At 67.9% G+C, this 10,588-nt stretch carries 13 protein-coding genes; 8 read left to right on the top strand and 5 right to left on the bottom strand.

Annotation, left to right across the window (positions count from 1 at the left end; translation table 11 throughout):
• Positions 1-380: 380 nt before the first annotated feature.
• The gene (locus ACZ7KI_RS10800) at positions 381-908 is read right to left on the bottom strand and encodes a CGNR zinc finger domain-containing protein (RefSeq protein WP_470272904.1); all 528 of its coding nucleotides are present in this window, start codon (positions 906-908) and stop codon (positions 381-383) included.
• A gap of 54 nt (positions 909-962) precedes the next feature.
• Between ACZ7KI_RS10800 and ACZ7KI_RS10795 the strand changes: the two genes are divergently transcribed.
• From ACZ7KI_RS10795 to ACZ7KI_RS10775, 5 genes are all read left to right on the top strand, one after another.
• Complete coding sequence (locus ACZ7KI_RS10795) at positions 963-1,820, top strand: alpha/beta fold hydrolase (protein WP_470272903.1); 858 nt, start codon at positions 963-965, stop codon at positions 1,818-1,820.
• Between the two features lie 102 nt (positions 1,821-1,922).
• Positions 1,923-3,371 carry a hypothetical protein gene (locus tag ACZ7KI_RS10790; RefSeq protein ID WP_470272902.1) on the top strand — a complete coding sequence of 483 codons (1,449 nt, stop codon included), beginning with the start codon at positions 1,923-1,925 and terminating at the stop codon, positions 3,369-3,371.
• Complete coding sequence (locus ACZ7KI_RS10785; RefSeq protein ID WP_470272901.1) at positions 3,368-3,790, top strand: FixH family protein; 423 nt, start codon at positions 3,368-3,370, stop codon at positions 3,788-3,790. The genes ACZ7KI_RS10790 and ACZ7KI_RS10785 overlap by 4 nt, the downstream gene beginning before the upstream one ends.
• Positions 3,791-3,808: 18 nt before the next feature.
• Positions 3,809-4,945 (top strand): hypothetical protein, encoded by a 1,137-nt coding sequence (locus ACZ7KI_RS10780; RefSeq protein ID WP_470272900.1) that lies wholly within the window; start codon positions 3,809-3,811, stop codon positions 4,943-4,945.
• Positions 4,938-5,486, top strand: a complete 549-nt coding sequence (locus ACZ7KI_RS10775; RefSeq protein WP_470272899.1) for a hypothetical protein — start codon at positions 4,938-4,940, stop codon at positions 5,484-5,486. The genes ACZ7KI_RS10780 and ACZ7KI_RS10775 overlap by 8 nt, the downstream gene beginning before the upstream one ends.
• Positions 5,487-5,545: 59 nt before the next feature.
• Here ACZ7KI_RS10775 and ACZ7KI_RS10770 read toward each other — a convergent pair whose 3' ends face one another.
• Positions 5,546-5,800 (bottom strand): DUF397 domain-containing protein, encoded by a 255-nt coding sequence (locus ACZ7KI_RS10770; RefSeq protein WP_470272898.1) that lies wholly within the window; start codon positions 5,798-5,800, stop codon positions 5,546-5,548.
• Between the two features lie 350 nt (positions 5,801-6,150).
• On the opposite strand from ACZ7KI_RS10770, the gene ACZ7KI_RS10765 reads away from it, so the two are divergent.
• Together ACZ7KI_RS10765 and ACZ7KI_RS10760 are read left to right on the top strand one after the other, a co-directional pair.
• Positions 6,151-6,423 carry a hypothetical protein gene (locus ACZ7KI_RS10765; RefSeq protein ID WP_470272897.1) on the top strand — a complete coding sequence of 91 codons (273 nt, stop codon included), beginning with the start codon at positions 6,151-6,153 and terminating at the stop codon, positions 6,421-6,423.
• 5 nt (positions 6,424-6,428) lie between these two features.
• Entirely contained in the window at positions 6,429-6,692 is a 264-nt protein-coding gene (locus ACZ7KI_RS10760; protein WP_470272896.1) for a hypothetical protein, read from the top strand.
• 18 nt (positions 6,693-6,710) lie between these two features.
• Here ACZ7KI_RS10760 and ACZ7KI_RS10755 read toward each other — a convergent pair whose 3' ends face one another.
• From ACZ7KI_RS10755 to ACZ7KI_RS10745, 3 genes are all read right to left on the bottom strand, one after another.
• A complete protein-coding gene (locus tag ACZ7KI_RS10755) occupies positions 6,711-7,559 on the bottom strand; it encodes an SAM-dependent methyltransferase (protein ID WP_470272895.1) in 849 nt (282 codons plus the stop codon).
• Between the two features lie 14 nt (positions 7,560-7,573).
• Complete coding sequence (locus ACZ7KI_RS10750) at positions 7,574-8,389, bottom strand: SAM-dependent methyltransferase (protein ID WP_470272894.1); 816 nt, start codon at positions 8,387-8,389, stop codon at positions 7,574-7,576.
• A gap of 65 nt (positions 8,390-8,454) precedes the next feature.
• Positions 8,455-9,312 (bottom strand): helix-turn-helix domain-containing protein, encoded by an 858-nt coding sequence (locus ACZ7KI_RS10745; RefSeq protein WP_044855139.1) that lies wholly within the window; start codon positions 9,310-9,312, stop codon positions 8,455-8,457.
• Positions 9,313-9,532: 220 nt separating this feature from the next.
• Here ACZ7KI_RS10745 and ACZ7KI_RS10740 point away from each other — a divergent pair, with 220 nt between their 5' ends.
• Entirely contained in the window at positions 9,533-10,441 is a 909-nt protein-coding gene (locus tag ACZ7KI_RS10740) for an MBL fold metallo-hydrolase (RefSeq protein WP_470272893.1), read from the top strand.
• Positions 10,442-10,588 lie beyond the last annotated feature (147 nt).

Here is a 10,588-nt window from a genome sequence, read left to right as displayed (position 1 = left end):
CCGGGAGGGCGTGACTCGCGTGCCTGGCCGCCGCACTCGGTGGTGCGGAGCACGCGAGTGCGGTGTCGCGTCACCCAGCCTGCCGGCTCGCCCACGCCACGACACGTTTGCCTTACCCCTCAATAACCCTAATTAGCACTCACGACCCCATTTGAAACTGTACATATAGGCATCAATGAGACACGTATTCGCCTAACAGTGTCCCTTGTGGACAGTCAAGGAAGCACTCCGCCTCGGCGAGGAGTCTTGACCGCGGCCAGTCCGCAAAGGCCTCCTTCGCTACCTTCAGGGTAAGAAAGAGGGCCTTCACGCCAGCGAGCCGATCACGCCCCGGATGCCGTGAGCCAGCCCGAGCCCCGGAAACGCCCGCGTTTTGTCCTCTAAACGCGCTTTCGAGTGCGGGCGTAGTGGGCGCGGGCCTTCGCGCGGTTGCCGCAGCGCGCCATCGAGCACCACTGGCGTGAACGCCTCGGCGAGGCGTCGCAGAACCGCAGGCCGCAATCGTCGGCGGCGCAGATCCGGACGGCGACGTCCTCGGTGGCGAGGTCGATCGCGTCGGCCGCGAGCGCGCCGAGGGCGGCGATCACCGATACCGGCCTCAGCTCCTTCACCGGCTTGCCGTCGTCGTAACGCAGCCACGGTGACGGCGCGTCGGACGCCATCTCGTTGACCAGCAGGACATCCGTGTGCCGGGGATCGCCCAGAAGCACCTTGTCGACGGCTTCCCGCAGCGCCCGCGCGGCCGACAGTTCGCCCGCGCTCGCTTCGGTGACAGCGAAACCCATGAGCCGCAGCCATTCGGCGAGCGCGAGAGGGTCGGTCAGCAACTCTCGCCCGCTCTCATGCCGCTCGCGCACGGTGTTCACGAGGTCGAGGCACGGTCGCCCGCCGTCGAAGACCCACTCCATCCGGCGATTCTAACCCTTGCCATCGGTTAGGAAGCCGGTCTACCTTCTAACCCCATGAACCGGTTAGAAAGCGAGACCGCTTCGGTCAACGGCATCCGGATGCACTACCTGCGCGCCGGAGAGGGCCCCGCGCTCTTTCTCCTGCATGGCTGGCCACAGACGTCGTACTGCTGGCGCGAGATCATCGGCGAGCTGACCGAAACGCATACGGTGATCGCACCCGACCTCCGCGGCTACGGCAAAACGGACAAACCCCGCGACGGCTACGACAAACGCACGATGGCGGCGGACGTCGCCGCACTCGCCACGCACCTGGGTTTCGAGCGCATGTCGGTCGTCGGACACGACCGTGGCGGCCGGGTCGCCCACCGCTGGGCGCTGGACCGGGCCGATCAGGTCGACCGGCTCGCCGTCCTCGACATCATCCCCACCAGGGAACTCTGGAATCGCCTCGACGCCGAGATCGGCCGCGCCTACTGGCACTGGTTGTTCCACCTCCAGCCGGATCTGCCGGAACTGCTCGCCGGCCGGGACATCGCCGCCTACCTCGGCTATTTCTTCGAACGCTGGACGCATCAGCGGCAAGGCCTGAGCCGGGAGGCCGTGGACGAATACGTCCGCGCCTTCTCCGCGCCGGGCGCCCTGCGGGCCGGATTCGACGACTACCGCGCGTCCTTCCCGCACGACGCGGAAGCGGACGACGCCGATTTCGACGCGGGTCGTCGCCTCGAACTCCCCGTGCTGGCACTGTGGGGTGCGAGCGGTCTGCTGGGAAAATTGCCGACACTGGAGATCTGGCGGGATTACGCGAACGACGTCTCCGGTACGGCGATCGGGGAATGCGGCCATTTTCTCGCCGAAGAACGCCCTCGCGCCCTGCTCGAAAACCTGAAACCGTTTCTGCTCGGGTGAAACCCCCACCGGAGGTAAGGGCCGTGGTCCCCTTTACGGGGGACCCCGGTTCACCCCGCGCCGTGACGCTTTCCCTTGGCGCCGCCGTTAACTTCAGCCAGGATGGGGAATTCACCGAGGGGGCGGCGCACGGCGCCGTTGGTCATCGCCGGAGTACTCGTGCTCTGTGCGCTGACGTTCTTGCTGTCGGGTGGCACGGCCCAGGCGGACGGCGTGTCGAGCGGAGCGGACGTCCAGGTCGCGCAGACACTCGGCACCCGCGATCTCACGGTCGTGCTGCGGCGGATGGACATCGCGCCCGGTCCACTGCACGTCGACGTCGTCACGCACGCCGGGAACCCGGCGGGAACGCTGAAACTGCGCGCGTCCACCGCGGGAACGACGTTCTCCGAAACCACCGTCCAGCTGGGCGAGAAGCCGGGCGCCTATTCGGCGCTGCTGCGGGTCGACCAGCCAGGGCCGTGGGAGCTCGGCCTCGACGACGGGACGGACACCGCGTCGATCCCGTTCATCGTCCCGGCCAGGGTCATTCCCCCGTGGGAAAAGGCCACCTTCGGCGGTTTCGTCGCCGCAGGTGTGTTCCTGATACTCGGCCTGGTCATCGCGATGCGCGTCAAGCGGCCACAACTGGCGCTGATCCCGGCCGGCGGGATGGTCGCCGCGCTCGCCGTCGCGATCACCGGTGCGATGCTTTCGGCGTCGACCCCGCCACCACCCGCGCCGGGGGCGGCGCTGGATCCGACGATCGACAACATCCAGGACCCGTACGCGAACGCGCAGATGTCCACTGTGGACTTTTCGCGGCCGCCGGTGAACCTCGCCGTGCACTCCCCGGGTGCCCGGTCGGGCGGTCTCGCCGACGTCCGGATCGCTTTGACCGACGGTGCGACCGGTCGTCCGGTCGACGACCTTCTGGTGCACGACAACGCTTTGATCCATCTCGTCGTCATCTCGCCGACAGGCAGGCTCTGGCATCTGCATCCGGTGCGTGTCGGCCCCGGTGACTACCGGGTGAAGTTCACCCCGCCCGAGGCGGGAACCTACGCTGTCGCCGCCGAACTCGCCCGGCGAGGCGGCGGCGTGCAACTGGCCCGCACCACGATGCCGGTCGCGACGGGCACCGACTCCCCCGCCGACCCGGTGCCCGCGGGGGCTGGTTCGCGGGTCATCGGCGGGAACAAGATCGACGTCGACGTCAAACCGGGCACGCCGACCACCATCACCGCGCGGTTCGGCCGCGCCGATCTCCAACCATGGCTGGGCATGCTCGGCCACCTGATCGTCGTCGGCCCGATCACCGGCGACGACCGGGTCGGCGCGGCCGCCGCTACCGCGCCGACCTGGGCCCACGTGCACTCGATGATCCCGCAATCGCCCGGTATGCCGGGAAAACCCGACGAGACCGTCGCCGCATACGGCCCCGACGTCTCGTTCACCTACACCTTCGGCGCGCCCGGCAAGTACCGCGTCTGGCTGCAGGCCGAACGCGATTACACGGTGCTGACCGTGCCCATGCAGATCGAAATCCCGCCGGGAGGGGCGCCCCAGTGAAGTCCACAGTGGACATGCCGGACACCGAGCGACGGAAACCCGTCCTCCTCATCTCCGTGGTCGCCGTTCTCGTGGTGGCGATCGTGGCCTGGCTGCTGTGGCCGAGCGGCGGCGGGGAACAGGTGCAGCGCTCGACACAGGGTCCGTACACCGTGGAGTTGTCGGTCGCGGATCCGCACCAGGGCGGCAACGTCTTCGCGCTGACGGTCACGGGTGCGGCGCCGGACGTGGTCACCCTCGAACCCGTCATGCCGCAGATGGGGCACGCGCTCGCGCCGTCCCCCGCCATCGCGGAGGCACCGGGCCGGTATCGCACCGGCGACGTTCTGCTGCCGATGGCGGGGCAATGGGAGATCACCGTTTCACTGCGCGGGCCATCCGGCGCCACGCAGCACGTTTTTCCTTTGCTGGTCAACTAAGAGAGGGAGGTCGGGGGTATGGATCTCACCGCGGGAGGGGCGAGGACCGTCTCGGTGGCACGAAGTGAGCGCACCGGTCTCGTTCCGGCGGGCACGGTGCTGGCCGGATCGGTGATCTCGCTGATCGGGCTGACCTGGGACATCCAGTGGCACGGCGACGTCGGACCGGACACGTTCTTCACGATGCCGCATCTGTTCCTGTATTCGGGCAGCGCGATCAGCGGGCTCGCGAGCCTCGTGGTCGTGCTGATGACCACGGCCGCGCGCCGGGCGGGCCGAGGCGTCGACGCACGCGTCGGCGGCCGGGTGATCAACGTCTTCGGGAAGGTGTTCGCCGCACCGGCCGGCTACCTGGTGACCGGCAGCGGCGCGGCGATGTTCCTGCTTTACGGCCTGTGGGACCAGTGGTGGCACGGTCTGTACGGCTTCGACGCGGTGATCGACTCGCCGCCGCACATCGGGCTGCTGCTGTCGATCACGCTGAGCATCATCGGCACGGTCATGGTGTTCGCGGCCGCGCGGGAGCACCGCTGGGGCACCCGCGGCGTGGTCGGCAGCCTTGGCGTGCTGATCGCGTTCAGCACGGTCACCGTGCTGGGGCTGCAGCAGATCGACATCGACTTGGTCGACGTCATCTCCGTCGGCATCGCGTTGCTTTCGGTGCTGCTGGTCGCGGCGGGCGCGGGATTCTGGCGCAGGCCGGGCGGCGCGGTGTGGGTCGCCGCCTCGCTCGCGGTCATCCAGGCCATCACCTGGTGGTTCTCGCCGTGGGCCGCGGAGGCGTACGCGGCCGCTGTCGGCCTGCCGATGCGGGACTACATCGACGGCGTCCCCGCGATGCCGGCGATGATGCCGATGGCTCTGCTGCCGATCGCCGCCGTCCTCGAAGCGGTCTACCTGCTGTCTCGGCGCGGCTGGTCCGCCGGCCGGGTTTCGGTGCTGGCAGGCGGGATCGGCGGGTTCCTGGTCGGCGGGACCATGCCGATCCAGAACGACCTCGTCTACGGGGGGTCGCTCGACTGGCCGATCGTGTTCATGACGGCCGCGGTCGGCGCGGTGGTCGGGCTGCTCGGCGGGTTCGCCGGATGGCGTTTCGGCGGGATGCTGCGGCTGCTGGCGCCCGCGAAGACTCAAGGGGGCGAAGCGAATGCGTAAGACACTGCTGGCGCTGGCGGCGGCGATCGGGTTGCTGTTCGCGACCACACCGGTGGCGAATGCCTACGAACCGGTGAACATCGTCCATACCGAACGGGTGCAGGTCGGCCCGTACGGGATGACGGTCGGGTTCAGCACGTGGCCGTTGCGCGCCATGCAATCGCTGGACTTCACGTTCATCCCGGACGACGGGATCGCCGGGAAGTCGGGGACGCTCGCGTTCGTCAATCCGGAAACCGGGCGGCTGGGCCGGGCGCAGCCGCTGGCGAAACATCCGCGGAAGCTGGAGGTGTGGGGGCTGGACATCCGGGCGCTGAAGACACAGGGCGCGTGGACGCTCCGGTTCGAGATCGACGGGCCCGCCGGCCGGGGCACCGGTGAGCTCCGGGATCTGACGGTGCTCGAACAGCCGGGGCCGCCGATGGCGGTGAGCTGGTCGATCAGCTTGATCCCGCTGATCGTCCTCGCCGTCCTGATCTCCATCGCCTGGCGCAGGACCAAGGCCAGGCTGCGCGGGAACGGACTCCCGGCGACAGTGTGACGCGTAGTGACCGAAGATCGGATGGCTCGCGTGTCCCGGACGGGCACGCGAGCCGTTCGTCATGGGCTCAGGTCGAACTGGCCGGCCTTGACCGCCTTCAGGAAGGCGTTCCACTCACCGGAATCGAAGACGAAGACGGGACTCTCGGCCAGTTTGGTGTCGCGGACCCCGACCAGGCCTTCCCTGCCCAGGTTGACCTCGACACAGTTCCCCCCGTTGGGCTCGCTCGCGAAGGATTTCTCCCACGCGGCGTCGTCGAACAGCGACACGGCCGTGGCCGGATCGTAATCCGGCGCCGATGGATAATCGGCCATTGGTCGTACCTCCGAACGTCCGTCGGGGGTGCGCTCGCCACCTGCGCGAATCGTCACGTCCCCAGCTTCTCCTGCCTCAACGGGACTATCCCGCACCGCCAAGTGGGTGATCAACTCTGCCCACCCTCGACATGAAGATTATTCCAGGAGTAGGATTAATCGCAGCGGCCGGGGCTCGGTTGTTGGTGAATCGCTCGCAGTATGCGAAGAGCTTGGCGACACGTGTCACCGGGTGGCGTTCAGCGGGGTTTTCGTCGTTTCAGCAGGACACCAACGGCAGGTGACCGGCTGGAAAGCACCACCCCGCGGCGCATGACCACCCATCGCCGACCTCGTGGGGGAGGATCAGCGTGATCATTCAAGACACCATGCCGGCGACGGTACTGGCCGTCGGCAGGCTCATGGCCGGAACGGCGGGCGAGAGCCGTCGCTCCGCGCATCTGTTCGACGTGCACTCCGGGGGCTCGTACCCCGAATTCCTGCACGCCCGCTGTGGCGCTGCGATGCCTTACGACCACCTGGAATGGATCCCCGTCGGCTCGGGGATGCCCTGTGAACGTTGTCTCGGCCTCGCCGATTCGGCCGACCAGACGCGGTTGCCGCGTCCTGGCCGGGGGGTGTGACCGTAATGGCCGTCCGCCTCACCACGCTGTTGTTCCGCCGTGAGGACGAACGCCTGGCGTCGGGGAAACACCGCAACATCGGGCTCGAACTGCGTCAGCGTTTCGGGTTCAGCCTCATCCAGGCCCCGCTGCGCAAGCAGCCGCCGTGGAACTCCGAAGTCGACTTCCCGGGCGGGCGAGGGCATCGGGACCCGATCAGAACCGGCAGGCCGCTCGAAGGTCGGTTCGAGCTGTCGCCCTTGATCGGGCATCTGGCCGGCCGGGTCTGATCACCGCGGCTCGAAACCTCAGGGCTTGCGGCCGAGCCCGCCGAGCCCACCGGTGAAGGTCGGATCGTCGGCGAACCTGGCGCTCGCCCGGGAAGCCGCCTCGTCCAGATGCCAAGCGGCCATCCAGTCGATTCCCGGCTCCACCATCTCCAGGCCGTCGAAGAACGCGGCGAATTCCGCGCGGGAGCGCAGATGGAACGGCGCGCTCGTCTTCTTGTACAGCTCCTGGACGTTCTCGCGGTTGTCACCGGCCTTTCGGGTGACGCCGTCTTCGGTCAGATGCGAGGACAGGAAGTACGAACCCGACGGCAACAGGTCGAGGTAGTGTTTGACCATCTCGTGCACCGGTTCGTCCGGGCCGAGGAAGTACAGCAGGCCGACCATGACCAGCCCGATCGGCTGCCGCGGGTCGAGCACCCCGGTTTCGAGGGCCTGCTTCCAGATGTCGGCGGGGTCCCGGACGTCGCCCTGCAGGACCGCGTGCCGCCCGAGCAGTCCCTCGCGTTCCAGCAGCAGCTGGGAATGCGCGACGGCGACCGGCTCGATGTCGACGTAGACGACACGGGAGTCCGGGTTGATCGCGCTCGCGATCTGGTGGACGTTGCCGACGGTGGGCACGCCGGAACCGATGTCGAGGAACTGCGTGATCCCTTGGCGCGCCAGGTATCCCACGCCGCGGCCGAGGAAGTCACGTCCGACGCGGGCGAACGTCTTGACCTCCGGGAACTGCTTGAGCACCTGCGCGCCGAACTCGCGGTCGATAGCCCAGTTGGCCGAGCCGCCGAGGAACCAGTCGTACACCCTGGCCACGTTGGGGCGTTCGAGATCGACACCTTCGGGGGCTACGGGATCGTGCTGCGTGGTCATGCCGTCACACCTCGTCAGAGAGCGGGTTTGCGGGCGACCCCGCCGATGCCGCAGTTAAGCGTAGGAGAGCGGGGGTCGTCCAGCCGCCATGCGCCGACCGGGACCAGACCGGGCTCCACGAGCTCGAAATCCCCGAAGAAGCCCAAGATCTCTTCCCGGTCGCGGAAGGTGGCGGGCGTGCTCGACTGTTCGTACTGCTTCACGACGCGCTGGATCTGTTCGAGTTCGTCGCCTTCCACCCCGGACATGGTGACGTGGGAAAGAACGAAGAAGGAACCGGGCGGCAGCAGCCTGCGGTAGCGCGCGATGGTTCCGGCGAGTTCGGGGCCCGGCACGAAATGCAGGACCGCGACGGTGAGCAGCGCCACCGGTTTCGCGGGGTTGAGGACGCCGGTGTCGAAGGCGCTTTCCCAGATGTCGTCCGCGTCGCGCAGGTCGCCGGCGATCACCGCGTGCCGGCGGGGGTCACCGTCCTTCTCCAGCAGGATCTTGGCGTGCGCGACGGCGACCGGTTCGTTGTCGACATAGACGCATCGGCTGTCCGGATCGACGTCGTCGGCGATCTCATGGACGTTGCCGACCGTCGGCACGCCGGAACCGAGGTCGAGGAACTGGGTCACGCCGTTTTCGACGCAGTAGCGCACCGCGCGGCCGAGGAAGGCCCTGTTCGCCCTGGCGCCGGTGCGGATGAGCGGGAAGGCCTTGACCATCTGCTCGCCGAATTCCCGGTCCACCGCCCAGTTCGCGTTCCCGCCGAGGGCCCAGTCGTAGATCCGGGCGGCGTTGGGCCGCTCGAGGTCGACGCCCTCGGGTAGGAACTCCGGGTCCACGTCCAGCCCCTGTCCACTCGACCGCGGTGATGTCCCGCAACCTTACCGAAGGGACATCGGCGTTCTCAGGATTGCATCTGATTGCGGTACAACTCGGCGAGTTCCTTGAGGAACTGCCGGGTCTCCTGGCGTTCCAGCGCGGCGCCGCGCAACCGGTCCCAGGAATCGACGAAAATGTTGAAATCCTTGACGTCGTCGAGGTACAACCCGCCCGCGGAATGCTCGATGTAGACGAAATCCCTGGTGCGATCCGGAAAACGCATGATGGTGAAGTCGTTGGGCACGGCGGCGAGCCGGGCGCCGAACGGCAGCACGTGCACATACACGCGTGGATGTTTCTCCAGTGCCAGCAGATGCTCGACCTGGTCGAGCATCACCGCGGGGGCGGAGCCGCCGGGAGCGCGGCGCAGGGCGCCTTCGCTGATGATGAACCGGTAGTAGGGCGGCTGCTGTTGTTCGAAGACGGCCTTGCGGTCCAGCCGGTTGCGCACCAGTGAGGTGACGTCGGTGGCGCCCGCTTCGGTGAACTGCTTGAGCATGTAGTGCTCGGACTGCAGCGGACCGGGGATGCGCTCGCCGTGCCAGGTGAGGATCTCCGCGGCCGCGGGTTCGAGGTCGGTGAAGGTGCGGAACCAGTGCGGGACCACGGATCGATAACCGGACCAGTGGCCGCGCTGCCCGGCCGCGGCGCGGGCCAGGTTCATCAGCGTGTCGGCCTCGTCGCCGTTGATCCCGAACGCGTTCAGCATGGATCGCACATCCCCGAGCTTGACCCCGACGGCACCGGACTCGATCTTGTTGACCTTGCCCTGGGTGCAGCCGAGAACCTCGGCGACCTGCTGCTGTGTCATCCGCGCGGCGTTGCGGGCATGCCGGAGCTCGTTTCCGAGCTGCTTCCGGCGCGAGGTGACGGTGCTGGCCATCAGCCTTGCTCTCCCGGACCACATAGCCAGGACCGCGGTTTCCCGCCGTCCTGCGCGCGAACATTCGAACCCACCCAGGGTAGACCACCTTGCGGGGTTCGATGATGACATTGCGCAGCGTTCCAGGAAACGGCTGAAAACACCAGTCACCTGGTGCGTCACTCTGGTGGCGGAGCGATCTCGTCACATTTCGGACACCTCGATGCGACATAGTGACCAGGTGGCCCAATCCCCGTTAGTCCAGCAGCTCACCGATGGTGTCTTCGGGTACGTCCAGCCCGATGGTTCGTGGTGGATCAACAACTGTGGCTTCGTCGCCGGCGTCGACCACACCGTGGTGATCGACACGTGCGCGACCGAACGGCGCACGCGCGCGCTGCTGGAGACGGCGGCGTCGAGCGGCGGGGCCCCGGTGAGGATCGTGATCAACACGCATCACCACGGTGACCACACGAACGGCAACTACCTGGCGGCCGGCGCGACGATCGTCGGGCACCGGAAGACCCGCGAGGTGATGGTCGCCACCGGGATCGACACCTACGAGCGGTCGTTCACCGGGAACGACTGGGGTCATCTGGAGCTGCGGCCGCCGGAGGTGCTGTTCGACGACCGGCTGACCGTGCACGCCGGCGACGTCCGCCTGGAGCTGATCCATTCCGGGTACGCCGCGCACACCACCAACGACGTGCTGGTCTGGCTGCCGGAGCGGCGGGTGTTGTTCGTCGGCGACCTGATCTTCAACGGCGGCAGCCCGTTCGCGCTGATGGGCTCGCCCGCCGGCTGGCGGAAGGCGCTGGATGTGGTCCGTGAGCTGGAGCCGGAAACGATCGTGCCGGGCCACGGCCCGGTGTGCGGGCCGGAGGCGATCGACGTCGTCGACGGGTATCTCGCCTTCCTGCAGAAGCTCGCCGCGCACGGGAAGGCCGCCGGGCTGACGCCGCTCCAGGCCGCCCGCGAAGCCGATCTCGGCCCTTACGACGCACTGTCCGAGCAGGAACGACTGCCCGCGAACCTGCACCGCGCCTACGCCGAGCTCGACGGCCTCGACTGGGGTGCGCCGATCGATCTGGGGGCCGCGCTGGCGGACATGGTCACCTACAACGGCGCCCCGATCCGCTGCTTCTCCTGACGCTCGCCCGCTCGGGTCCGCCCTGCCAGGAACTTACGGTCGGGGCGGGGTCGCGTTTCCGGCGCGCCAGCGGGAAGTGGGCCTTGGACGCTGTCGCGATGAAGAAGGGGCGTCGCGGCGTGATTCTGGGCTGGGCAATGGAGGTTC

The organism is Amycolatopsis sp. NPDC039088 (assembly GCF_055598845.1).
Note: the sequence above shows the minus strand (reverse complement) of the source record. Positions and strands in the feature narration are given on the sequence as shown.

What these genes read in the sequence shown, in the direction of transcription:
- ACZ7KI_RS10800 (WP_470272904.1), bottom strand. Translation starts at nt 908, where the DNA reads ATGGAGTGGGTCTTCGACGGCGGGCGACCGTGCCTCGACCTCGTGAAC.
- ACZ7KI_RS10795 (WP_470272903.1), top strand. Translation starts at nt 963, where the DNA reads ATGAACCGGTTAGAAAGCGAGACCGCTTCGGTCAACGGCATCCGGATG.
- ACZ7KI_RS10790 (WP_470272902.1), top strand. Translation starts at nt 1,923, where the DNA reads ATGGGGAATTCACCGAGGGGGCGGCGCACGGCGCCGTTGGTCATCGCC.
- ACZ7KI_RS10780 (WP_470272900.1), top strand. Translation starts at nt 3,809, where the DNA reads ATGGATCTCACCGCGGGAGGGGCGAGGACCGTCTCGGTGGCACGAAGT.
- ACZ7KI_RS10775 (WP_470272899.1), top strand. Translation starts at nt 4,938, where the DNA reads ATGCGTAAGACACTGCTGGCGCTGGCGGCGGCGATCGGGTTGCTGTTC.
- ACZ7KI_RS10770 (WP_470272898.1), bottom strand. Translation starts at nt 5,800, where the DNA reads ATGGCCGATTATCCATCGGCGCCGGATTACGATCCGGCCACGGCCGTG.
- ACZ7KI_RS10760 (WP_470272896.1), top strand. Translation starts at nt 6,429, where the DNA reads ATGGCCGTCCGCCTCACCACGCTGTTGTTCCGCCGTGAGGACGAACGC.
- ACZ7KI_RS10755 (WP_470272895.1), bottom strand. Translation starts at nt 7,559, where the DNA reads ATGACCACGCAGCACGATCCCGTAGCCCCCGAAGGTGTCGATCTCGAA.
- ACZ7KI_RS10745 (WP_044855139.1), bottom strand. Translation starts at nt 9,312, where the DNA reads ATGGCCAGCACCGTCACCTCGCGCCGGAAGCAGCTCGGAAACGAGCTC.